Origin of the sequence: Lentzea sp. NPDC102401 (genome assembly GCF_044765805.1) — a bacterium.
Classification (GTDB): Bacteria; Actinomycetota; Actinomycetes; order Mycobacteriales; family Pseudonocardiaceae; genus Lentzea; species Lentzea sokolovensis.
In genome coordinates this window covers 44,536-67,037 of record NZ_JBIWKS010000009.1, presented here as the reverse complement: position 1 = coordinate 67,037, position 22,502 = coordinate 44,536, and the positions used below count along the sequence as shown (strand labels likewise).

The 22,502-nt window shown below is 70.3% G+C and carries 22 protein-coding genes; 12 read left to right on the top strand and 10 right to left on the bottom strand.

Annotation, left to right across the window (positions count from 1 at the left end):
* Window positions 1–31: 31 nt before the first annotated feature.
* The 3 genes from ACIRG5_RS28770 to ACIRG5_RS28760 are packed head-to-tail and all read left to right on the top strand — an operon-like array spanning window position 32 to window position 1,983.
* Window positions 32–511 carry a YbaB/EbfC family nucleoid-associated protein gene (locus tag ACIRG5_RS28770; protein WP_402910116.1) on the top strand — a complete coding sequence of 160 codons (480 nt, stop codon included), beginning with the start codon at window positions 32–34 and terminating at the stop codon, window positions 509–511.
* Window positions 508–816 (top strand): WXG100 family type VII secretion target, encoded by a 309-nt coding sequence (locus ACIRG5_RS28765; protein ID WP_402910114.1) that lies wholly within the window; start codon window positions 508–510, stop codon window positions 814–816. Before ACIRG5_RS28770 ends, ACIRG5_RS28765 begins: the two co-directional genes overlap by 4 nt.
* Before the next feature lie 3 nt (window positions 817–819).
* Complete coding sequence (locus ACIRG5_RS28760) at window positions 820–1,983, top strand: hypothetical protein (RefSeq protein ID WP_402910111.1); 1,164 nt, start codon at window positions 820–822, stop codon at window positions 1,981–1,983.
* On the opposite strand, the gene ACIRG5_RS28755 is transcribed toward ACIRG5_RS28760, so the two are convergent.
* From ACIRG5_RS28755 to ACIRG5_RS28745, 3 genes are read right to left on the bottom strand one after another with little or no spacing between them, the layout of a single operon-like run.
* Entirely contained in the window at window positions 1,984–3,594 is a 1,611-nt protein-coding gene (locus ACIRG5_RS28755) for a hypothetical protein (protein WP_402910109.1), read from the bottom strand. It abuts the gene before it with no gap.
* A 5-nt stretch (window positions 3,595–3,599) separates the two neighbouring features.
* Window positions 3,600–4,364 carry an NmrA family NAD(P)-binding protein gene (locus tag ACIRG5_RS28750; protein ID WP_402910106.1) on the bottom strand — a complete coding sequence of 255 codons (765 nt, stop codon included), beginning with the start codon at window positions 4,362–4,364 and terminating at the stop codon, window positions 3,600–3,602.
* Window positions 4,361–5,566 (bottom strand): FAD-dependent monooxygenase, encoded by a 1,206-nt coding sequence (locus tag ACIRG5_RS28745; protein WP_402910103.1) that lies wholly within the window; start codon window positions 5,564–5,566, stop codon window positions 4,361–4,363. The genes ACIRG5_RS28750 and ACIRG5_RS28745 overlap by 4 nt, the downstream gene beginning before the upstream one ends.
* A 56-nt stretch (window positions 5,567–5,622) precedes the next feature.
* Here ACIRG5_RS28745 and ACIRG5_RS28740 point away from each other — a divergent pair, with 56 nt between their 5' ends.
* A complete protein-coding gene (locus ACIRG5_RS28740; protein WP_402910100.1) occupies window positions 5,623–6,090 on the top strand; it encodes a MarR family winged helix-turn-helix transcriptional regulator in 468 nt (155 codons plus the stop codon).
* Here ACIRG5_RS28740 and ACIRG5_RS28735 read toward each other — a convergent pair.
* Window positions 6,079–7,089, bottom strand: coding sequence for a DUF2399 domain-containing protein (locus ACIRG5_RS28735; RefSeq protein ID WP_402910842.1), 1,011 nt, complete (start codon window positions 7,087–7,089; stop codon window positions 6,079–6,081). The genes ACIRG5_RS28740 and ACIRG5_RS28735 overlap by 12 nt on opposite strands.
* Before the next feature lie 60 nt (window positions 7,090–7,149).
* Between ACIRG5_RS28735 and ACIRG5_RS28730 the strand changes: the two genes are divergently transcribed.
* Both ACIRG5_RS28730 and ACIRG5_RS28725 read left to right on the top strand, forming a co-directional pair.
* The gene (locus tag ACIRG5_RS28730) at window positions 7,150–7,761 is read left to right on the top strand and encodes a TetR/AcrR family transcriptional regulator (protein ID WP_402910099.1); all 612 of its coding nucleotides are present in this window, start codon (window positions 7,150–7,152) and stop codon (window positions 7,759–7,761) included.
* Window positions 7,758–8,498 carry a maleylpyruvate isomerase family mycothiol-dependent enzyme gene (locus tag ACIRG5_RS28725; RefSeq protein ID WP_402910096.1) on the top strand — a complete coding sequence of 247 codons (741 nt, stop codon included), beginning with the start codon at window positions 7,758–7,760 and terminating at the stop codon, window positions 8,496–8,498. The genes ACIRG5_RS28730 and ACIRG5_RS28725 overlap by 4 nt, the downstream gene beginning before the upstream one ends.
* Here ACIRG5_RS28725 and ACIRG5_RS28720 read toward each other — a convergent pair.
* From ACIRG5_RS28720 to ACIRG5_RS28710, 3 genes are read right to left on the bottom strand one after another with little or no spacing between them, the layout of a single operon-like run.
* Entirely contained in the window at window positions 8,495–12,523 is a 4,029-nt protein-coding gene (locus ACIRG5_RS28720) for a TIGR02680 family protein (RefSeq protein ID WP_402910094.1), read from the bottom strand. The genes ACIRG5_RS28725 and ACIRG5_RS28720 overlap by 4 nt on opposite strands.
* A complete protein-coding gene (locus ACIRG5_RS28715) occupies window positions 12,520–13,716 on the bottom strand; it encodes a TIGR02678 family protein (protein WP_402910087.1) in 1,197 nt (398 codons plus the stop codon). Before ACIRG5_RS28715 ends, ACIRG5_RS28720 begins: the two co-directional genes overlap by 4 nt.
* On the bottom strand, window positions 13,713–15,185 hold the full coding sequence (locus ACIRG5_RS28710; protein ID WP_402910085.1) for a DUF2397 domain-containing protein: 1,473 nt from the start codon (window positions 15,183–15,185) through the stop codon (window positions 13,713–13,715). Before ACIRG5_RS28710 ends, ACIRG5_RS28715 begins: the two co-directional genes overlap by 4 nt.
* Before the next feature lie 72 nt (window positions 15,186–15,257).
* Here ACIRG5_RS28710 and ACIRG5_RS28705 point away from each other — a divergent pair, with 72 nt between their 5' ends.
* Window positions 15,258–16,190, top strand: a complete 933-nt coding sequence (locus ACIRG5_RS28705) for a cobalamin biosynthesis protein (protein ID WP_402910083.1) — start codon at window positions 15,258–15,260, stop codon at window positions 16,188–16,190.
* On the opposite strand, the gene ACIRG5_RS28700 is transcribed toward ACIRG5_RS28705, so the two are convergent.
* Both ACIRG5_RS28700 and ACIRG5_RS28695 read right to left on the bottom strand, forming a co-directional pair.
* Window positions 16,098–16,916: an SURF1 family protein gene (locus tag ACIRG5_RS28700; RefSeq protein ID WP_402910080.1), complete on the bottom strand. Its 819-nt coding sequence runs from the start codon at window positions 16,914–16,916 to the stop codon at window positions 16,098–16,100. The two genes, ACIRG5_RS28705 and ACIRG5_RS28700, sit on opposite strands and share 93 nt — an antisense overlap.
* A gap of 4 nt (window positions 16,917–16,920) precedes the next feature.
* Window positions 16,921–17,469 (bottom strand): DUF1349 domain-containing protein, encoded by a 549-nt coding sequence (locus ACIRG5_RS28695; RefSeq protein ID WP_402910077.1) that lies wholly within the window; start codon window positions 17,467–17,469, stop codon window positions 16,921–16,923.
* Window positions 17,470–17,628: 159 nt separating this feature from the next.
* Between ACIRG5_RS28695 and ACIRG5_RS28690 the strand changes: the two genes are divergently transcribed.
* The gene (locus ACIRG5_RS28690) at window positions 17,629–18,891 is read left to right on the top strand and encodes a transcriptional regulator (RefSeq protein ID WP_402910075.1); all 1,263 of its coding nucleotides are present in this window, start codon (window positions 17,629–17,631) and stop codon (window positions 18,889–18,891) included.
* Window positions 18,892–18,906: 15 nt separating this feature from the next.
* Here ACIRG5_RS28690 and ACIRG5_RS28685 read toward each other — a convergent pair whose 3' ends face one another.
* Window positions 18,907–19,359: a low molecular weight protein-tyrosine-phosphatase gene (locus ACIRG5_RS28685; protein ID WP_319980097.1), complete on the bottom strand. Its 453-nt coding sequence runs from the start codon at window positions 19,357–19,359 to the stop codon at window positions 18,907–18,909.
* 84 nt (window positions 19,360–19,443) lie between these two features.
* Between ACIRG5_RS28685 and ACIRG5_RS28680 the strand changes: the two genes are divergently transcribed.
* Genes ACIRG5_RS28680 through ACIRG5_RS28665 form a run of 4 tightly spaced genes read left to right on the top strand, consistent with a single transcriptional unit; the run spans window position 19,444 to window position 22,463 of the window.
* A complete protein-coding gene (locus ACIRG5_RS28680) occupies window positions 19,444–19,650 on the top strand; it encodes a hypothetical protein (RefSeq protein WP_030472678.1) in 207 nt (68 codons plus the stop codon).
* Window positions 19,651–19,687: 37 nt separating this feature from the next.
* Window positions 19,688–20,683: an Rv2231c family pyridoxal phosphate-dependent protein CobC gene (gene cobC / locus ACIRG5_RS28675; protein WP_402910070.1), complete on the top strand. Its 996-nt coding sequence runs from the start codon at window positions 19,688–19,690 to the stop codon at window positions 20,681–20,683.
* Window positions 20,680–21,729: a Nif3-like dinuclear metal center hexameric protein gene (locus tag ACIRG5_RS28670; RefSeq protein ID WP_402910067.1), complete on the top strand. Its 1,050-nt coding sequence runs from the start codon at window positions 20,680–20,682 to the stop codon at window positions 21,727–21,729. Before cobC ends, ACIRG5_RS28670 begins: the two co-directional genes overlap by 4 nt.
* Complete coding sequence (locus ACIRG5_RS28665; RefSeq protein ID WP_402910064.1) at window positions 21,726–22,463, top strand: zinc ribbon domain-containing protein; 738 nt, start codon at window positions 21,726–21,728, stop codon at window positions 22,461–22,463. Before ACIRG5_RS28670 ends, ACIRG5_RS28665 begins: the two co-directional genes overlap by 4 nt.
* Window positions 22,464–22,502: the final 39 nt, after the last annotated feature.

Genomic DNA, 22,502 nt, shown 5'->3' with positions numbered 1-22,502 from the left:
GCCGATCGGCCTGTTCCGGTTCGGTCTACGCATGACCAATCCGGAGCTCGAGGCGCGCAACGCCGCTCTGCGCGGCCAGGTCGACTCGATGCTGGCGAACCTCGAACAACAGACCGCCCAGCTCAAGCAGGCGCAGGCCGAGGCGATGTCCAAGGTCGGCCGCGCGAGTTCGCCCGACGGCCTGGTCGAGGTGACGGTCAACGCCGGTGGCATCGTCACCGGCGTCACCTTCGCCCCGGCCGCGTTCGACCGCAGCACACCGGAGAAGCTCGGCCAGAGCGTCGTCGCGACGATCCAGCAGGCCGCCCTCAACGCACGGGCGCAGGCCGACGCCGTGCTCACCCCGTTCACCGAGGGCCTCCCCGACCTGCCCGACTTCTTCCCGGGCATGCCGTCGATCAAGGACCTCATCCCGACCCCGCCGCCGGTCGTGCCGCCGGCACCGCAGGCGCGGCAGAACGACGACGAGCCGCCGGAGTCCTTCATGGACCGCCGCGGGAGCCAGTGGTGACGGGCTTCGAGGTAGACCCGACGGCACTGCGTTCGCAGTCGCCGAAGTTCTCGGTGGCGGGCGACAAGCTGCAGACCGCCTGGGAGACCCTGCGGGGCGTCCTCGACGCCAACAACGGCTGCTGGGGCGGCGACGACGCGGGCAAGGAGTTCGCCAACTCCTACCTGCCCATCGCCGACCAGGCCCGCCAGGCGTTCCCGGCGCTCACCGAGGGCATCCACTCGATCCGCGACGGCCTCGACGCCTCCGCCGACACCTGGGAAGCCGTCGAACAGGCCAACCGCAGGTCGCTCGGGGGTAAGTGAGCCATGGGCATCGAGATTCCCGAAGCCGTCCAGTGGCTCACGCCGATCGTGGTCGGCGCCTCGTGGCCGGAGGGTGACGAGGAGAAGCTGCGCGTCATGCGGGACGCGTGGACGGCCGCCGCGAAGTCCGTGGAAGAAGTGCTCGGCGACGGCGACAACGCGTCGAAGGCCGCGTTGGGCTGCATGAGCGGGCAGACCGCGGAGAAGTTCGAGGAGTACTGGAAGAAGTACACCGAGGGCGACGCGTACCTGGTCAACCTGCAGCAGATCTGCACCGACCTCGCCGCGGGCTGCGACAACGCGGCGTTGGGCGTCGAGTACACGAAGCTCAGCATCATCTTCGCTCTGGGCATCCTCGCGATTCAGATCGCCGCGATGATCGCCTCGGCGGTGGCCACGTTCGGCACGTCGACCGCGGGCATCCCGATCGCACAGGCGGCGACCCGGATCACGGTCCAGATGGTCTTCCAGCAGCTGATCAAGCAGATCGCCATCAACATCGCGATCAACGTCGGTGTCGACGCCGCCATCCAGACGATTCAGGTCGTGTCAGGTGAGCGGAAGTCGTGGGACTTCGGCAAGACGGCCGACGCGGGCATTGCGGGCTTCGCGGCCGGTCTCGCGTCGGGCGCCGTTGGTGTCGGCAGCACCGCGCTCGGAAACGCGTCGAACAACTTCGTGCAGGCCGCAGGGCGTGGTGCCGTGGAAGGCGCCATCTCGGGTGCTGCCGGCAACGTGCTGAACAACGTCATGCACGGCAAGTTCGCGCCGGAGGACTTCGGCTCGGCGATCGTGTCCGGCGCTACCTCCGGCAGCGTCGGCGGCGCGATCGGCGGCATGCAGACCAGGCACGAGGGCCTCCAGAACACCTGGGCCACCGGGTCCTACAGGGACCCCGACACCGGCATCGTCACGACGTCCGGAGAGAACACGCAGGGGCACACCTATCGGACCCCTGACGGGTCGACCACGCACGCCAACATCCCGAACAACCCGTACGAGGGCGGATGGAGGTCCGACCGGGCGAGCAACATTCCTGGCGATGGCGGCCCGAACAACGTCAACGACCCGACCGACAGCGACTACCAGGTCAAGTCCTCGGCGAACCCGCCGCGGATGGTCGGGCACCTCGACCTGCCGGACCCGCCTCCACCGCCGAAGAAGTAGCTAGCGCCAGGGTTGCCAGCCAGGGATCGGGGCGTGATCCGCACGGGCCTCGCCCCAGGCCGGGCTGCCCGGGGGCAGCACGTTGTGCTCCGCGACGCGCATTCGCCTGCGCACGCGCCACCAGTCGGCCAGCAGCCACGTGGTCAGGGGCACGGTGATCAGGATCCCGCCCCACACCACGAGGCCCAGGCTGATGAACATCCAGGCGAAGTTGCCCGTGAAGGAGGCAACGAACAGCCGCCATCCGATGCCGACGGTCTTGTAGTTGCCACGGTCGGTCCCGGTCGTCCGTCGCACCGCCCAGTGACGCAGCTCGCGCCACTCCTCGATCGACATGTGCGTGGGCGGCACAGGTGAACCGCTGCGCGACCTGATCAGCTCGGCGACCTCGCCGGGCTGCTCCACCGGCAGAATCCACTGTTGAGGCCCGGCCACCAGACGCAGCATCGGGCTCTTCCCGACGAGCATCTCGATGCCACCGGGTACGCGCCACATCTCCGAATCCGGCGAGGTGCCCGGTTGCACCAGCGTGACGTCACCCAGCCACATCGCCTGGGGATGGACACCGCCGTCGTGCGACTTGTTCAGCTTGTGCACCAAGCGATCCCGCTGCACGTACAACGACGCGCCGTTGCGCAGCGGCACCCGCACCTCGACCTTGTGGCCGAGATGCGCGCCGAGCCGGAACATCCGCCCGCCGAGGTGTCCCAGCAGAGGACACAGCACCAGCAGGACCGGTATCCAGACGTAGCCGCCTTTGCCCAGCAGCCACAACACGCTCATCGGCACCGGGAGAAGGGCCAGCCGTCCCCAGGTCCGCGGCACGTTGCGGTTCAGCAGCCACACCACGCCCGCGACACCCGCGAACGCGGTCGCGACCCACGGCACACCTGGTGTGGTGATCAACGCGGCTGCGGGCAGTGCGACGGTTCCTGCCAGCGCGAGCGTCGCACCGACCAGCCAGCGCACTGCGAGTGGGGGCCCGGTGAGCGACACAGCCGGTCCTTGCGTCGGAGTGGTCCGATGGCCGGTGGCAGGCGGAGCCTCCCCGGCCTCGTTCATCTCCTGTGCGGCGGTGGCACCTACGTGGACGCCGGGCAGGCCCGGAACCCGGGACCGCACCAGGGAAACGAACTTCCGCGGATCGTCCACCGGCAGCACCTGGTTCCCGGAGGTGGTCCGCAGAACCACGACCTCACCCGTGGGGACTGGCAGCCCACGACCATCCGGCAGCGTGATCCACGGTGCCTCACCAGGGACCGCCTCGCGTGTGCCGATGCCCAGGAGGTCGGTGAAGCCGTAGGACACCCTGGCCGGTCCGCCGGAGGACATCCGTCCGCCGCCGGACACCGCCTTGATCTCCAGGCCCGCGTCGGTGACCTCGACCGCGTCGGTGTACCAGCTGGGCCGCGGATCGACGCGGAACTCGAACAGCACCTTGCCCGGCGCGCGCTTCGACACCAGGTGCGTCAGGTACGTCGCGACGAACGGGACGCCGACGATGATCGGCATGTTGATCAAGGGGTTCTTGCTGCCCATGACGATCACGAACGTGATCGCGGCGACGGCCGACACGCCCAGCGCGGCGAATGGCCAGTGGTGCGGCTTCATGGGCCTCATCTTGGCAGCTGAGGTGTCCTCGCGCGGGTGAGCCAGGCCGCGTAGGAGTGCCAGCCGACTTCGGGGAACTCGGCGTGCAGCGCGGGCACGTCCAGGTCGAGGCCGATCTCGGTGAAGTGGCGGAACATCGCGGCGAGATCGGTGGAGTACCGCTCCGCCTGGGCCATCGGGACCTCGACGAACTCCGTGCCGCGCAGCGCGGCCATCTCCGGGCCGGTCAGGTGGTCGCTCGCGATGTCGATGCGGCGACCGGAGAATCGGGCCGGCTGTTCGAACGCCAGCGCGGCCATCGTGGCGATGTCCTGGGGTGCGACGACGTGCAGCTTCAGCCAGGCGGGGATGGGCAGGGCGACTGGGCCTTCCCGGCCCATGAACGCGGCCGGGCCCAGGACCGTCCAGTGTGGATGGTGCGCGGCCAGGTGGCGTTCGATCTCGGCCTTGGTGTCGAAGTGCGGGATGCCGGTGCCGCGGCCGGCGTTGGTGGCCGAGGTGAAGACGACGTGCGGGACGTGCCTGGCCGCGTCCACCGCCGCCTTGCCCTGTGCCACTTCGGCCGGGCCGCTCAACGGGGTCATCAGGAAGACGCCGTCGGTGTCCGCGAACGCCGCGTGCAGCGAGTCCGGGTCGTCGAAGTCGCCGTGGACGTCGTTGGGGTGACTGGGTTCGCGGGTCATGCGGCTGACCTCGTGGCCGCGTTCGGTCAGCAGGCGAGCCACCGCGCCGCCCTGGGTGCCCGTGGCACCGGTGACGGTGATTCTCATCGCGGGCCGATCCAGGAGATGTGGCCGTCCGGGCGAACGGTGGTTTCCAGGCCGTCGAGCACGGTGGTGGTTCCCTTGCCGTCGGAGAGATTCAGGCCGGGGACGAACGTGCCCGCCAGCGGCTGGTCGCAGCCCGTCTCGTAGCGGATGTCGGTGCCCTGGACCATCGCGGAGATCCGGGTCTTGACCTCGGGGAGGTCGAGCAGGTCGCTGACGAGCGAGTGGAGTTCGCGCGACCGCGGGTCCGGGCGGGTCAGCGCGACCTGGGCCAGGGTGTTGCGCAGGACGCGGTCGGCGACCGGGTGGCGTTCGGTGGTGTAGGTGTCGATCAGGGCCGAGTCGCCGGTGGCGAGTTTCCAGCCCAGGTTGAAGGCGTCCTGCAGGCCCAGGTTGAGGCCCTGGCCGCCGAACGGCGAGTGGACGTGCGCGGCGTCGCCGGCCAGCAGGACGTTGCCGCGGCGGTAGGTCGTGGCCTGGCGGGTGTTGTCGGTCCAGACGGTGGCGGTGTGGACGTGCCTGATCCGGACGTCGTGGCCGCTCACCCGGCGCAGCGCGGCCTCCAGGGTGTCGCGGGTGACCTCGCGGGTCGCCGGTGGGCCGTCGTACTCGATGAGCATGATCCGGCCCTGCAACGGCCCGGACGCGTACACGCCGGTCGCGGTGCGGTGCCAGCCGTTCGGCAGGTCGCCGTCGAGGTCGACGACCGCCTGGTGGCCGGTCAGGGTCGGGCCGGTGCCGGGGAAATCGAAGCCCGCGAGCCCGCGGACGGTGCTGCGGCCGCCGTCGCAGCCGACCACGTACTCCGAACCGAGGTCCAGGTCGGTCACCTCGACGCCGCGGCGGATCCGCGCGCCCAGGTCGAGGGCGCGGGCTTCGAGGATGCGCTCCAACGCCTGCTGGGTGAGCATCGTGAGCGGCAGACCGTCCAGTTTGAACAGTCCGGCGAAGTGACCGGTGGAGCGGCGGACGGGCCACGCGAGGCGGGCGACCTCCTCGACGCTCGCGGCGTCGATGGCGGGGCCGAGGCCGCGCATGGCGAGCATCTCGCGGGTGCGGCCGCTGATCATCTGGGCCTTGATGGTGCCGGACTGGGTGGTCAGGCGTTCCAGGACGGTGGTGCGGACGCCCTGCAGGGCCAGTTCGCACGCCAGCATGAGGCCGACCGGGCCGGCGCCGACGACGGTGACGTCTGAAGCTTTCATGCTCAACATTTGAGCGTGAAAATGTCTCGCCGTCAAACTTGATTTAGACTGACGTGGTGACGGAGCCGATCTACTCGTGGCTGTACGTGCAGCAGGGCGTGGACGCCGTGAAGGCCGCGATCGGGCGGCGCATGGAGGCCGAGGCCGCGTGCTCGTTGCTGGAGCACGTGGCGCTCTACCAGCTGCACCACAACGGCGGGCGGCTGCAGATGTCCGAGCTCGTCGAGCTGCTGGACGTCAGCCCGTCCGGGATCACGCGGCTGATCGAACGGCTGGTCAAGCGCGGCTGGGTGGTCCGGGAGCAGCCCGCGGACAACCGGCGGCTGGTCATCGCCGTGCTCACGCCCGAGGGCGAGAAGGCCTGCGTGGGAACCACGGCACGGGTGTACCGGGAGACGCTGGCCGAGGAGTTCACCGAGCTGCTGAGCGAGCGTGACCTCGCCGACCTGCGCCGGATCGGCCGCAAGTTGATGGAGGGGCACGGGCGTTGGGACGTGAAGAGGTTCGCGCCCTCAGAGGAGTGACGGCAGGACGTGCTCCTCGGTGACCATCAGGCCCGTGGTGGCCATGGTCTCGGCGAGGGCCGGATCCCAGCTCGCTTCCTCGGGCCGGCTGTTCAACGTCGGCAGCTCGACCCCACGCGCGATCAGCGTGGCGACGGCCTCGCGGTAGTCGGCCGCCGACATCCGCCAGGCGGTGCCGCCGGTCCAGGCGAGGACCTCGTTCATCACGCGGATGCCTTCAGGAGTGAAGTCGTGGTGGCACCGGACGGTCCTGCCGTCGAGGTGGTGCCTGGCCTGCGGGGTGAGGCCGTCCGGGAGCACCATCAACGGGCCGGGCACACCGGATTCGAGCAGCCGCGGGCTGTGCACGACCGTGATCTCCTGTGCTGCCAACGAGTCGTTGAGCGTCAGGTAGCCCTGCGAGGTGAGAACGGGGTTGCTGTAGGCATCGGGCAGGATTCCGGCGCGTTCCCAGTCGGTGCCGGCCAGCCGCAACGCCTTGCCGACGATGCGGGCGAGCGGGCGGCCGTCGTCGAGATCGTTGCCCGCCAACGCGAACCGGGTGGTCCAGCGCCGCGGTTCCTCATGAAGCTTCGCGAGGATTGCGGCGGCCTGGTTCGCGATCATCGGCAACGCGGGCTGCGGGATCTTGCCGTACCTGCGGACGTGCTCGATCCACTCGGCGGCCCAAGGCGCCTGCAGCAAACCGTGCTCGCGCAACGCGAACTTCAGCACGGCGTCCGCTGTGGACGCTTCCTGAGTGGTGGACAGGCCGACCGGCTTGCCGTGCACGGATTCCAGAACCTCGGGCAACGTGCTGCCGTGCGCGCGGACGTGTTCGTCCAGGCGTGCCAGCGAGATCTGACGGCGCGCCGGGTGGGCGACGGGCTTGCGCAGCAACTCGCCGAGGACGGTGGCGGTGCGGGCGTCCTCCACGCGGAAGCTGAAGGCCGACCGGCCGCCGCCCTCCATGGTCTCGCGGGCGAGGCGCCAGAGGTCCGCGAGTTCCGGGGAGTCCATGTTCACGGCGTCCAACCTAGGCCTTGACAGAACGCGCTGGTGAGCGGAGTCTGCCTAACCATGAGCGTTCTGCCTAATCGTGATAGGCAAGCCGAACGGCGTGAGGCAACTCGGCGGGAGATCGTCGACGCCGCGTGGGAGATCGCGCGGCGCGACGGGCTGGCCGCCGTCACGTTGCGGGAGGTGGCGGCCATGATCGGGATGCGGTCGCCGTCGCTGTACTCGCACTTCGACTCGAAGAACGCGATCTACGACGCGATGTTCGGGCAGGCCTGGACGCTCTACCTCGCCGAGATGCGCGAGCGCCCGCTGCCCGCCGAGCCGCGGGAGGCGGTGCTCGCGATCGCCGAGCACTTCTTCGCCTTCTCGCTGGCCGACGCCGCCCGCTACCAGCTGCTGAACCAGCACGCCATCCCCGGCTTCACGCCCTCGGAGGCCGCCTACGCGCCGTCGGTCGAGGTCATCGGCCTGCTGCAGGACACCCTGCGGGGCCTCGGTGTCCCCGCCGGCGCCGACGTGGACCTGTTCCTGGCCCTGTGCGGCGGCCTGCTCGACCGGCAGCTCGCGAACGAGCCAGGAGGGGACCGCTGGCTGCGGCAGCTGCCCCGCGTGATCGACATGTTCGCCGACGAAGTCGGCCTGCCCGGACCGTCCCTGAGGAGCTCACGATGACCGCCGCACTCACCGCCAGACCCCGCGCCTCCGCGCTCGACCGCGACATCGCGATGCGGCTCGCCGCCACCGAGTACGACCGGGTCGTCGCCCTGTTGGAGGGGCTCGCGCCGCAGGACTGGGCCAAGCCCACGGACTGCCCCGCGTGGGACGTCCGCGCGGTGGCGGCGCACCTGCTCGGGATGGCCGAGATGTCCGCGTCGATGCGCGAGAGCATGCGGCAGGTCAAGGCGGCTCAGGCGCGCGGCGGGGTGTTCATCGACGAGCTGACGGACCTCCAGGTGACCGAACGGGCGGGCATGGCTCCCGCCGGCATCGTCGCCCGCTACGCCGAGGTGGCCCCGAAGGCGGTGAAGGCGCGGCGGCGCATGCCGTGGTTCGTGCGCAGGCAGAAGATGCCGGCCGCCCAGGTGGTCAACGCGCGTGAGGAGACGTGGACGCTGGGGTTCCTGTCCGACGTGATCATGACCCGGGACCCGTGGATGCACCGGATCGACCTCGCGCGGGCCACGGGCGCGCCCCTGGTGCTGACGGCCGAGCACGACGGTGTGCTGGTCGACGACGTGGTCCGCGAGTGGCACGAGAGGCTGGCCCGCCCGGTCGCGCTGCGCCTGACCGGGCCCGCGGGCGGCACCTGGGGCGAGGGCGGTCCGGAACTGGAGTTCGACGCGGTCGAGTTCTGCCGCGCGCTCTCCGGTCGCGGGACCGCCCCGCTGGACACCGAGGTGCCTTTCTAGGGGTCGATCCGGTCCAGCGCCGCGCCGTCCCACGTGGTCTGCGTGCACGCGACGCCCCGGCCGTTCTTGGGCCGCAGCACGTCGAAGATGTGCATGCGCGGGATCTTGTCCGACACGCCCCAGCCGCTCGGCCAGGTGATCACCCAGTCCATGTCGAGGTCGACCAGCAGGCCCAGCATGCGCGCGATGGTCGGGTCGTCGAGGCGTTCGAATGCCTCGTCCAGCAGGACCAGGCGCAGCGGGTCGAACTCGTCGCTGACGGCGTCGTAGAAGCTCGCCGCGGCCGCGAACAGCGTCACGTACGAGATCAGCCGGGTCTCGCCGGACGAGAGCTGGCGCAGCCGCCGTTCGCGCGGGTTGCCGTCCGGGCCAGTGTCGGCGACGGTCACCGTGAACTGGTGCCACGTGCGGTAGTCGAGGGCGCGCGACAGGATCTCGGCATAACCGCCGGAGTGCGTGTCCCGCTCGTTCTCGATGCGTTCGGTGAAGACGCGGCGCAGCGTGGCGTCCTGCTCGGGCGTGCGTTCGCCGAACGGCAGCCGCACGAGCGCAAGCGCTTGCCGCGTCGAGTCGTCGAGGGCGCTGGACGACTTCCACGCGAGCTTGACGTGCACGCCCTGGCTGGAACGCGCCTGGCCGAGCACCTCGTTCATGCGCTTGGTGAGGCTCTCGGCGACGGAGATCTGGCCGCGCAGCCACTCGGCCAGGTCGCGGATCAGGTAGTCGGCGAAGACGCTCTGGTACTGCTCGTCCAGGAACCCGCGCTGCTCGGCCAGCTTCGTCGTGACCTGGCGGGCGGCGACGGCGACGGGCTTCGCGCCCTCCTCGCCGGTCACCGTCACGGTCAGCAGGCCCGCGTGCTGCTCGGCGGCGATGTCGTGGCTGCCCGCGAGCGCGGTCTGCAACGCCTGCAGCTTGGCGATCACGGTCGCCTCGGTGCCGCCGCGGCGGTCGGGCGTCTCGGCGATGGCCTGGCGCACCTGGGCTTCCTCGGGAGCCTCCGGGAACGCCGCCGCCAGCAGGCCGGGGGCGCGGACGGTCGCCTGGAAGTTCGCGGAGGCGCGTTCCAGGGCTTCCGAGGCGTCGGTGACCTGCGTGGAGTTGCTCTCCAGCAACGCTTCCAGCTTCGCGGCCTGCTCACGCGCGGTCGTGATGCTCTCGCGCACGCCCTTGAGGTCCTCGCGCATCTTCCTGCGCGACTTCTCCAGCGACGTGAGCTGCTCGCTGATCTCCTTGGCCTCACCGCCGACCGCGTCGGTCAGCTCGGCCAGGGTCCCGGCCTGGGCCGCGTAGTCGACGCAGCGGCTGTCGGCGTCGGCCTCCGCGGTCTGCCGGTCGGCGACGGCCTCGTGGTAGCGGTGCGAGGCGTCGGTGAGGTCGGAGATCGTGCCCTGGCAACGCCTTCGCACCGCGTCGCCGAGCAGGTCCGCGGTGCGCTGGGCCTCACCGGCGGCCGCCTGGGCCTGCCGGAGCGCCTCGGTGTCGGACGGCAGGCCGGCGTCACCCGCCTGCCGGGTGAGTTCGCCGCGGGCCGCTTCGAGCCGGGAGTTGGCGTTCTCCAGGGCGTCGCGCAGTTCGAACGTGCGCTGCTGGGACCGTGCCGCGGACTCCTCGGCCGCCTGGACACGGCTGTGCTTCGCGATCAGCTCGCCGTCGGCGGGGAACGCCGCGAGGTGCGCCTCCCAGGTGGCGACGTGCTCGTGGGCGCGCGCCAGTTCGTCCTCGGCGGTGCCGAGCCGGCTGCGCAGGTCGGCGAGTTCCTCTTCCAGGGCCACGATTCGGCGGCCTCGGGCGGCTTCCCGCGCGCCCGCGCCGATGAACTCGGCCTCGGGCTTGGTCCAGCGGCCGGTCAGCACGCCCGTTCGCCAGTCGCCCGTGGTGGTCATGTCGTCCAGCGACACCGCTTTGAGCAGGTCCGCGACGAACGTCTCCGGCACCGGCGAGCCCTCGACCGCCGGCACGAGGTAGTCGGTCAGGGAACGGCCGTCGGCGGCGGGCCTCGGCACGGCCAGGACGTCGTTCAGCTCGGCGTCGGCCGGGGTCACCCAGGCGTCCAGCAGGCCGCTCGCCTGCAGCGCCGCTTCCAGCCCGGCCCGTTCCCCGTCGGTCAGCGACGGCACGAAGTCGACCAGCCGGTAGAAGGGCGCGCCGACAGCGGAGTCGCGGTCCGCCGACGTGTACTGGCCCGGCATCGGCACGCGCTCGTTGCCCGAACGCAGTCCGATGAGCTCCTCGTCCAGGGTGTCGAGGCGAGCGCGCAGGTCGGTGCGCTGCTGGGTGAACGCGTGCGCGGCGTCGCGAGCCGTCTGCACGAGCGGACCGGCCCATTCACGGGCGGTCGTGCTCAGCGCCTTCGCGGCGGCCGGATCGGCGGTCCGCGGCAGCTTCAGCGCCTCGGCAGGACGTTCGTCGCGCAGCGGGCCGCTCGACGTCCACACCTCGACCTGCTCCAGCCAGGCCTGCACGACCTCGGCCAGCTCCTGCATCTCCTGGTTGCGCAACGAGGTCGACTCGGTCGCGCCGAGCTGCGCGTCACGGGCCTTCTGCCGCAACGACTCCACCTCGCGCTGCTGCGCGTCCAGGGCCAGCGCCTGCTCGTGCAACGCCAGCGCGAGCGCACCCCGTTGGCGGGCAAGGGAAGCGATGCCCGAGGTCTGGTCGACCACCGTTGTCAGCGCGGCCAGCACGTCCTCGGTCGCGGCGGCGGGCGGCACGCGGCGTTCGATCGGCAGCGGACCGGCCTCGGGATCCGGCTTGGCGCGCACCGAGGCCGTGGTCACGGTGGCTTCGGCGGCAGGGACCTGCGGCACGTCCGGCGCGAGGTCCGAGTCCATCCCGGCCAGGCGCAGGTTCTCCCGCAACGGGTCGCTCAGCGCGTCGGCGGCCTGGAGATCCTCCGCGAGGCGCTTCAGGAGCCGCAGCACGTTGTCGACGGACGCGTCCTCCTGGGCGCGCTGGCGGTGAGCGGTTTCGAGGGCGGCGACGGCGGAGGACCGCATCTGCGCCACCAGGTTCTCGCGCGTCTTGAGGTCCTGCAGGTCGCGGAACGCGGGCAGTTCCTTCAGCGCCGCGATGGTCTCCTCTGCCTGCTGCTCACCGGTCTCCATGTCGACCAGGGCCTGCTCCGACGCCGTGCGCTCCATCCGCGTGAGGTCGAGCTCCTGCGTGAGCTTCGCCTGCTCGCGCCGCAGCTTCCCGACCGACTTCTCGGCGCCCTCCAGCCGTTCGGCCGCGCTGCGCAGACCGCCGAACGCGTAGTCGCTGTAGGTCTTGAGGAACGTGCCGAGCGCACTGTCCGCAGAGGACAGTCGCACGATGTTCTCGCGGATCGACTCCAGGTCGTCGAACGACGTCGCGAGCTGCTCGACCATCGCCTGGTCCAGCGGCGGCAGCGCGTCGCTCAGGATCTGTTCGAGCTGGCCCTCCAGCACCTTCAGGCCGACGTCCGGGTTGCGCAGCGTCCGCTGGAGGTGCAGCAGGTCGCCATAACGCGCCGCCGGAACGCCGTAGACGGTCTCGGCGACCTTCGCGCGGAACGCCGGCTCCTCGAACATGCAGTCCGCGCCGATCAGATCGCGCAACTGCGCAGGGCCGTGCGGAACGCGTTCCGGGCCCGCGAGCTGCAGTTCCGCGCCGACGCGCATCGGCGTGACGAAGCGCCACGAGTCCGTGATGGCCTGCGAGGTCTTGGACGCCTTCACGCCGAGACCGCAGGTCAGGTACTCGTTGCCCGAGTGGTCGGCGGCCTCGCGGATCAGCTCGACCCACGCGTAGCCGATGCGGTTCGGACCGCCGTCGTAGTCGTCCAGCATCAGGCGCCGCAGGCTGACGGTGTCGAAGCCCTTGGAGCCGAGCTGGCGCAGGTCGCCGTCCAGGCACAGCGGGAGCAGCAGCTCCAGCGTGCGGGACTTGCCGGAACCGTTGGTGCCCTGGAAGATCGCGCGGCCACCGGAGAAGTCGAACGTCTGCTCGGTGTACTGCCAGATGTTGACCACGCCGCCGCGGTGCAGCCGCCACCTGCTCATGACACGTTCTCCTCGTCGAACAGGGACCAGCTCGGTACTTCGGACACCACGACGGGTTGTTCCGGTTGTTCTCGTTCCGGGTCGCCGTCCGGGGACGGCAGCCAGCGGTGCGCGGCCGCGCTGACGGCCCACGCGCCGTCTTCCTGTTGTGCCGCCAACCCCATGCGGCGCAACAGTTCCGTCACCTCGGCGACCAGCCGGTCGAGGTCGTCGGTGAACTGCTTCGACCACGCGGCGGGATAGTCCTCGACCAGTCCGGCGCAGACCTCGCGCAGCCGTTCGACGGTGACGACGTGCCGTGCGGGCGCGTCCTCGTCCTCGCTGTCCAGCAGGTCCGGCAGCGCGAGCAACGTGATGCGGGCGACCGTCGAGACGCCGGGGAACGACAGGTCGGTCAGGAAGTCCTCGGGGTCGGCGGCGAGCACGCCCTCGACCCTGCACTCGGTGTGCAGGCCGAAAGCCTGTTCCAGAAACGCCGTTTCCTTGCGCTGGTTGCGGCGCAGCCACTCCGCCTGCTCGTCCGGCAGGTCCGCGTAGAGCACCAGCGGCGTCTCGACCAGCTTGCGCCGCACGGCGTGCTCGATGCCGCGCGGACCGGGACGTGCCGCGAGTTCGATGAGGTGGGCGGGGTTCCGGGCCTCGCCGACCGGGCCCGTCACGAGCTGGCCCAGCAGGTCGGTGTCGATCGTGATCAACGCTTCCTGGGGCAGCACGTCCTGGGCGACCGAACCCTCGGTCTCCTGCAGCACGCCCAGGGAGACCAGGTGGCGCAGAGCCGCGGTGAGGGCACGCCGTTCGGTGACGTCGTCCGGTGCGTCGATGCCCGCTTCCACCGCGGCGGAACGGATGTCGGCCACCAGGCGGGACAGCAGCGTCTGGCGGCCGATGCCGGTGAGGACCGCGAGCGTGAGCGCCAGGTACGCGTAGCCGCGCGGGGACATGCTGAGCACGCCGCGCGTGTCGTCGTTGCCAGGACCCGACTTGTAGAGGCGCGCGAACCGGCGTTCCACGACCAGCCGGTAGCCGAGCAGGCCCGCGAACAGGTCCTGCAGGGTCGCCCGGTGCCGGTAGACGAGGCTGAGCAGCTCGCCGTCCGGGCCGTCACTGCGCAGCAAAGGCCTGCGCAGCAACGTGCGCGCGCACCGCACCACGTTGGCGGCGTCGATGTCGGAGAGGTTGTCCAAGTGGTTCATTGCTTCAGTGCCACCGTCGCGTCGTGCAGGGTGAGCGTCCCGGCGGCCGACCTGATCTGAGTCGTCGTGCCGTGGGCGATCTCGAGTTTGAGGCCGCGCACGGGGTCGCTGGCCGATCCGCTGTCGTGCGGGGAGTCGCGCTGGGCCATCGCGAGCGTCAGCAGCTCGCAGAAGACCTCCAACGCGCCGTGCGTCAGTGTGGTGTTCTCCAGGTTTCCGGCGGCTTTGGTCAGTTCCGCGACGTGCCGTGCGCGGATCTCGTCCGCCTCACGGGCCTCCGCCAGCAGCGACTGCTCGGTCATCGGGTCGTCGAGGATCCTGGACGGCCTGCCGCGCCCGCCCCGGTCGCCCCGGGTTCTGACGCTCACGGTGACGTCGCAGACCGGGCCGTCGCGCCACGGTGTGCGCTCGTTGTCCGAGTCGTGTTCCGGCGCGGGGGAGAGGTGCCGGGCGCTGTAGAGGCCGAACGCGGACGCGTAGATCTCGTGCGCCTCTTCGCGAGTCGAGTTGTCGAACCAGCTCGCGAGCTTCAGCAGTTCGGCGCGGCGTCCTGGCAGGAGCCCACCGCCGGACGTCGCGCGCTTCACACTGGCCAGGAGGCTGCCGATCGCGCGGGCCGTGGCCTCTCTCAGCGCTGTGACCTGGCTCGGACGGCCTGGACGGTCGACGAACCAGTCCGTCAGCTCCTGCCAGTCCTCCGGCGTGCGGCCGCGGGCGCGTTCGACGTTGTGGCCGAGGTCGGTGCCGAGGAGCCGCAGGAGTTCGGTGCGGGCCTTCGTGAAGCCGGCCAGGGCCTCCGCGATCGGGGGCGTGTACTTCAGGACGTCCTCGACGACCCGCTGGATGTACTCGACCAGCAGGTTCCGGAAGCCGGCGATCTCCTCGGGCGCGAGGTGGTTCCTGGTGACGACCTGGCCGAGGTAGGCGTAGAAGTCGCGGACCGTCGCCGCGAGCTCGGCGTGCTGCAGGAACAGCGTGGTGACGCGTTCGGCCAGCAGTTCCTTGGTCTTGTCGCCCTCGTTGAGCAGGGCGACGGAGAGGCTGCCACCCAGTTCGTTGAGGCCGCGTTCGATGGCGGGGAGCAGTTCGCGGGAGACCTCGCGGGCGCCTTCCGGGACCCGCAGCAGCTCGTCGACGTCCCGTTGGACGCGGACGGCGAGCTTGGAGACCTGGTAGCGGACGCTGCCGTGCTGGAACTCGGCGATGCTGGCCGCGACGACCTCACGCCGGCCCTGGACCAGGTTGCCCCACTCGACCAGCTGCTTGAGGCGGTTGATGACGTTCTCGATGCGGCTCTCGCCCTGCTCGACCCTGCCCTCGCGCTCCTGACCCGCGAGCGCGCCCGCGACCTCGCCCGCGCTGAGATCCGCGAGCAGCGTGGAGGTGAACAGCCGCATGATCGCCAGGTACGTGCGCTGGTGATCGCGCGCGTCCAGATAGGCGTACAGCTTCAGCCGCTTGTGCTCCACGACCGGCCACCCTAATGCGCGTGCGGGTGTGCTGCGGCGCTACGGTGCCTTCGACGAGCTGGGGAGGCTGCCGTGGGTGCGGGTCGCGCGATGGGGTTGTTGCTGGGCGTGGCGGCGGACGCGGTGTTCGGTGATCCCCGCCGATTTCACCCGGTAGCGGCATTCGGGTCGTCGGCCGCGGCCCTCGAAAAGCGTCTTTACGCGGACTCACAGGCCGCCGGTGCGGCGTACACGGCCGTGCTGGTCGGCGGGACCGTGGCTGCCGGTGTCGCCGTGGAGCGTCTCGCACGCCGCCACTGGCTGACGCAGGCGCTGGCGACGGGCGTGGCGACCTGGGTGGTGCTGGGCGGCAACTCCCTGGCCACCGAGGGCACGTCGATGGGCCGCGAACTGGCCGACGGCGACCTCGATGCCGCGCGGGGCCGCCTGCCCAACCTGTGCGGCCGCGACGCCGCGAGGCTCGACACCACGGGCATGGCGCGCGCGACCGTGGAGTCCGTGGCCGAGAACACCTCGGACGCCGTCGTCGCCCCGTTGTTCTGGGGCGCGGTCTACGGGGTCCCCGGCCTGCTGGGCTACCGCGCCGCCAACACACTGGACGCGATGGTCGGCCACAAGTCGCCGCGGTATCTGAAGTTCGGCTGGGCCTCGGCCCGCCTGGACGACCTGCTGAACCTGCTGCCCGCACGTCTGGCGGCTCTTCTGACGGTCGGCGGCGCCCCGGTCGTCGGCGGCTCGGCCTCTCAGGCCCTGGAGACCTGGCGCCGTGACGCGTCAGCGCACCCGTCGCCCAACGCGGGCCAGGTCGAAGCGGCGTTCGCCGGCGCCCTGGAGATCCGCCTGGGCGGCCGCACCGTCTACTCGCACGGCGTAGAAGAGCGCCCGGTGCTCGGCCACGGCCGAAACCCGGACTCAGGTCACGTGACGCGTGCCGTGGAGCTGTCCCGCGTCGTCGGCTTGGGCGCGGGCCTCGTCAGCGCCTTCGTCGCTCTCTTCCGCAAGTAGCTCGGCGATCGACTTCTTTTTCTTCTTGCCCTCGTAGAGCACGCCACCCGGCCGTGCCTCGCGAATCGTGAAGTACAGCCAGCCACCGACCGCCATGACCCCGAACGCGATCCACTGCAGCGCGTAGGAGAAGAACGGACCGGACTCGAGCCGGGGCAGCGGCAACGTGTCCAGCGCACCCGGCTGGTTCTCGATCAGCTGGTAGTAGCCGGGCTCGATGTTCTCGCCGACCGCGTTGTTGTTGATCGAGTAGATCTGCTTGCGGCCGTCCTGCTCGAACGCGGGCTGGTCGTTCGACTCGTTGGGCCGCGCGAGCCCGATGAGCGTGACCTCACCCGTCGGCGGCTGGGCGAAGTCCGGCGGCTTGATCCCGTTGACCGGCCGCACGTACCCGCGGTCGATCAGGATCCGGTGGCCCGTGGTGGTCTCGAACGGCGTGATGACCTCGAACGCCGCCTCACCCTGCACGGTCCGAAGCCGCGCGAGCGCTTCGAGCTCCGGCAGGTAGCGGCCCTTGATCTCGACCTTCTGCCACTCGTCGTGCCGCGCACCGAACTGGGCGGGATCGCTCTTCAACGACTTGGTGATCGCGGAGTTCTGCTGCTGCCTCTCGTCGTTGCGGCCGAACTGCCACGGCGACAGGAAGTAGACGCAGGCACCCGCGAACACCCAGACGGCCAGGGTCAGCGCCAGCCAGCCCGGCTTGAGGAGGAACTTGAACCGCACGTCCTCACGGTAGATGCGTGAGCTGGACCTCGTGGAACTGGGTCACGAACCCCTCGCCCTCAGGACTCGCCGCCATGATCCCGGCCTTGGCTTCCTCGCCGGGCGGGAAGTAGGCCTTGCGCAGCAGGTTCGCCGGCTCCTGACCGTCGGTTCCGTACCGGATCCACACCGCGTCACCCTTGCGTTCGGCGCTGATGGTGAAGCGCTCGAACGGCTCGGTGAGCGCCAGGTTCCAGTCCGAGAAACCACGCGTGACCACCGTGCTGGCCTGCCGCTTGCCGTCGAACACCTCGACCCCGGCCTTGATCCAGTTCTCGCCGTCGATCAGCAGCCCGACGCCGGCGTGGTCGTACTGCGCCACGTACTCGCCGGTGAACGTCGCTGTGATGGTGAAGTCGCCGGTCAGGCTCACGCCGTAGAGGTGGCCGTTGTCGCGGACGATGCCGTTGCCGGTGAGGCGCCAGAAGTCGCTGCCGGGGTCGGCGTGCACGGTGAGAGGGTCGGTCGACCACTTCCGCGGTTCGTTCAGCCACGTCCAGCCGGTGAGGTCCATTTCCTCATCCTGGCACGCTCGACCAGCCGAAACGACCGTCTGGCGACGGCCCTCATCGGTCCGTCCGATCACCTTGGCCGATGAACCCGGCCGGTGTCGGTGCTCGCCGGTACTTTCGAGGCGATGGACAGGTTCAAGGCTTGTTGGGATCGTTCCGAGATGCGTGACGCGCTGGCCAGGCGCGACATCGGGACGGTCTTCAGGCTGCTCGTCGAGGACGGCGTCGCGCAGCGGGAACTCGCGCAGATCACGCGGCAGAACCAGTCCGAGATCTCCGAGATCATCGGCGGTCGCCAGGTCATGGCTTACGAGTTGCTCGAACGCATCGCGCACAGCCTCGGCATTCCACGGGGCTACCTGGGGCTGGCGTACGAGGCGATCAGCCGTCCGGCGTCGCAGGACGAAGTGTCGAAGCGAGCTTCGTTCCTGGCCCACGCGGCCGAGACCGTGATCGGCCAGCCGGTGTTCGGCAACGCCGAGCGGGTCGAGCACGTGGCGGAGGCGACGCCGTTGCCCTCCCAAGTGGCAGCGAGCGACGTCGAGATTCTTCACCGTGTGCTGCGAGACCTGACCGGACTGGAGTCCCAGTTCGGCGGAGGGGCGGTGCTCGCGACGGTCGAGGGGCAACTTCGATGGTCGCGGGGCCTGCTCGGCGTCTCGATGCGCGACGCGACCAGACCGGCCTTGTTCGAGGCGGTGGCGTTGCTGCACCGGCGTGCGTCGAGCGCGGCGTTCGACATGGGCAGACTCGATCAGGCGCGAGAGCACCTGCTCGCGGCGTTGGAGCTGACGCAGGACTCGCGGAATCTGCCCCTCCAAGCCATGTTGTTCTACTGCGCGGGCCGGATGGAGCAGTACCACGGGCCACCCGACGCGGCGTTGAGGTTGTTCCAGTTCGGCTATCCCGTGGCGCTGGCGTCGAAGTCACCGCGGCTGTGTGCCTTGCTTGAAGTGCGTGAAGCGCGTTGTTACGCGGTGATGGGCAACCGCGAGTCGGCGGAGCGGTCGTTGTCGCTGGCTACGGAGAACTTCCACGCTGACGGCGACTTTCCCGAATGGCTGGAGTTCTTCGACGAAGCGGAACTCCTCGCCGCCATCGGTGTTACGTGGGCTGAACTGGGTGAATGGGGCAAGGCCGTCGCGGCGCTTCGCCGAAGTCTGCGTCATCGAGGCGACGGATTCGCGCTGGCGCGGTCATTCGACCTCGCCGAGTTGGCGACGTGCCACCTCCGCAGCGGCGACGTCGACGAGGGCATGCGGGTGGCGGCGAGATCGCTGGACCTCGCCGAACAACTCAACAGCAGACGCGCTCTGGACCGCTTGGGGCCGTTGGATCGAGCGGCTCGGCGTGGCGGCAGGGAGACGTTCGGCGTTGTGCAGCGGATCACAGAGATCCGCGAACGCAAGGTCACGGCTTCCTGAAGAAGTGGCCGGTCCTCAGAGCCGCTCGCGAACCCACGCGATCAATCCCGGCATCGCCGCCTCCGTCATGACCAGCACCTCGTCGAACCCGGAAGCGTCGCCGTAGTACGGATCCGGCACGTCCGCGCCGTCGGCGTCCGGGTCGAACGAACGGAGCAGCCGCACGCGGTCGGGATCGGCCATCCGGCGCAACGCACGGGCGTGCCCGGCGTCGAGCGCCACCAGCAGATCCGCGTCCAGGTGGTCGGGGCCGACCTGGGCGGCGACGTGGTCGGTGGGATATCCGTTGTCCGCCAACGTCTTCAGTGCGCGAGGGTCGGCGGGGTCGCCGACGTGCCATCCGCCGGTTCCGGCACTGGACACCCGGACCTCGGAGGACAATCCTTCCCGGGACAGCCATTCTCGGAACACGAGCGCTGCCACGGGGGACCGGCAGATGTTGCCGGTGCAGACGAACGAGACGTGCATGGAACGCAGCCTAAGTGGTGCCGCCGCACGGTAACGCTCAACCGCTGTCGCAAGATGTATGGACAAACGACATGGAGGCCGCCCATGCAGACAGGTACCGACGTGCCCCCGCAACGGGAGATCATCGGGTGTACCGACGCCCTCGGGCGCCGTCGTGCGTTCGAGGTGTACCTCAACGAGAAGGGTCGCGTCTGCTTCCGCACCCCGCCCGGTGAGTCCGCGCAGCTCGACGCCTTCCAGCTGGACGAGCTGATCAGCCACCTCACCGAGCTCCGCCGCTACATGCAGTGACGCGGGCACCTGAGCCCGTCGCCTAGAATTTCCGGCGATGACCAGCTCAGATCTGCGCCACCACGGTGACGTCGACGCCGCGCCAGGTCTCGCCGACTTCGCCGTCAACGTGCGGGTGCCGCACCCGCCCGATTGGCTGCGCGAACGGCTGGCCGCGGCGCTCGACGGACTCGGGCGTTACCCCTCGAAACCGGCTGAAGAACGCGCTCGTGAGGCCGTCGCACGCCGCCACGGGCGCTCACCGGACGAGGTTCTGCTGCTCAACGGTGCCGCGGAGGGCTTCGCGCTGCTGCCGAAGCTCGCGCCGCGCCGTGCCGCGATCGTCCACCCCGGGTTCACCGAGCCCGAGGTGGCCTTTCGCGATGCCGGAATTCCGGTCGAACACGTGCTGCTCGACGGCGACTTCCAGCTGCGTGACGTGCGGTCGGACGCCGACCTGACCGTCATCGGCAACCCCACGAACCCGACGTCGGTGCTGCACGAGGCCGCCAGGCTCAAGGCGCTGCCCGGCAGGCTGGTCGTCGACGAGGCGTTCATGGACGCCGTTCCCGGTGAGCCCGAGTCGCTCGCCCACGACCCCGACGTGCTGGTTCTGCGCAGTCTCACCAAGACCTGGGGCCTCGCCGGCCTGCGCGCCGGCTACTTCCTCGGCGACCCGGAGACCCTCGCGCGGCTCGCGCACGGCCGTCCGCACTGGCCCGTGGGCAGTCTCACGCTGGAGGCGATCACGGCGTGCTGCGAGCCGGAGGCGCTCGAACAGTCCGCGGGCTTCGCGAAGGAGGCCGAACGCCATGCGGCCTACGCGTTGGAGCAGCTCCAAGACCTCGTCGTCGTTGCGCCGAAAGGGCCGTTCCTGCTGATCAGAGCACCGAGGGGCACGCGGCAAGCGTTGCGGGACAAGGGGATCGCGGTACGACGCTGCGACACGTTCCCGGGACTTGATGACACGTACCTGCGCGTGGCGATCCGGCCGCCGGAGGAGTTCGCCGTGTTCGTGGACGCGTTGCGGGTAGTGATGGAGGAACAGGCGTGAAGCTCGCCGACGTGATCGCGGTCCTGGAGTCCGCGTATCCGCCGAAGACCGCCGAGAAGTGGGACGCGGTCGGCCTGGTCTGCGGTGATCCGCAGGAGGAGGTCGGCAGGGTCCTCGTCTGCGTGGACCCGACGTCGTCCACTGTGGACGAGGCGGTCGAACGCGGCGCGCAGCTCGTGCTCGCCCACCACCCGTTGCTCCTCAAGGGCGTCAACGGGGTTCCGGCCGACGACCCCAAGGGTGCGTTGGTGCACAAGCTGATCCGGAACGGCGCCGCCTTGTATTGCGCGCACACCAACGCCGACAACGCGCTTCCGGGCGTCTCGGACGCGCTCGCGAAGGCCATCGGGCTCACCGTCACCGGCCCGCTCGACGCCACCCCGCACGCCCCGAAGGACGTGCTGACCACGTACGTGCCGGCCGCGGACGCGGAGCAGGTGCTCAAGGCGCTGACCGAGGCGGGCGCGAGCGCGGCCGGCGAGCTGACCGGGCACGAGGAGACGCGCATCGAGGTCGTCGTGCCACGCGCACGCCGCAACGCGGTCATCAGCGCACTCCGGGACGCCTGCGAGGAACCAGGCTTCACGTTGCAGGAAACCGTCGGTCTGCCGGGCGACACCGGTTCGGGCCGAATCGGTGAGCTCGCGGAACCCGAGCCGCTCAGGGCGTTCGCCCAGCGGGTGGCCGACGCGCTGCCCGCCACAGTGCAGGGCGTGCGGGCGGCGGGAGACCCGGAACGCCTGATCAAACGGGTCGCGGTGTGCGGCGGGGCGGGCGACAGCTTCCTGAACGCGGTGAAGCGCGCCGGCGTCGACGCCTACGTCACAGCCGACCTCAGGCACCACCCGGCTTCGGAGCACGTCGAGTCCGGCGGCCCCGCGTTGGTCGACGTCGCGCACTGGGCCAGCGAGTGGCCGTGGTGCGAGCAGGCGGCGGAGATCCTGCGGGAGGCCTTCGGCGGTAGGGTCGACGTACTCGTCTCCACTCGCCGGACCGATCCGTGGACCGTCGGTGCGACGAGCACAGCAGCAGGAGGACATGCGTGAAAGCCGATCCCGCAGTGCAGCGCAGGCTGCTCGACCTGGCCGAGGTCGACGCCGAACTGGCGCGTGTCACCCACCGTCGCCGCACGCTGCCCGTAATCGCGGAGATCAACGAGGTCGAGCAGCAGGTGCGGACGAAGCAGGACGCACTGGTGGCCGTGGAGACGACGCTCACCGACCTCGACCGCGACGTGAAGCGCCAGGAGACCGAGATCGAGCAGGTCCGCGCCCGCGGCGAGCGCGACCGCAAGCTGATGCAGTCAGGTTCGGTCGGCGCCAAGCAGCTCACCGAACTGGAACACGAACTCGCCACCATCCAGCGCCGCCAGGGCGTCCTCGAAGACGACCTGCTGGAACTGATGGAGCGCCGCGAAGCCGTCGACGCCGACGCGTCCTTCGCGCGCGTGGAACTCGACAAGGCCCGCACCGCCCTGGAAGACGCGAGCCGCCGCCGTGACGAGGCCCTCGCCGACCTGGAGGCGACCGAGACCCGCCGCACCGCCGACCGTACGGTGATGGCGAAGGGTTTCCCGGACGACCTGCTCAAGGCCTACGACCGCCAGCGCGAGCAGCGCGGCATCGGCGCGGCCCTGATCCAGTCCCGCCGCTGCGGCGCGTGCCGGATCGAGCTGGACCGCAGCGCGGTGTCGAAGCTCAAGGAAGCCGCGGCCGACGAGGTCGTGCGTTGTGAGGAGTGCGGCGCGATCCTGGTCCGCACCACGGAATCAGGTCTGTAGCCAGATCCGAAGCCGACGAGGGGACTGCCCGGCGGGCGG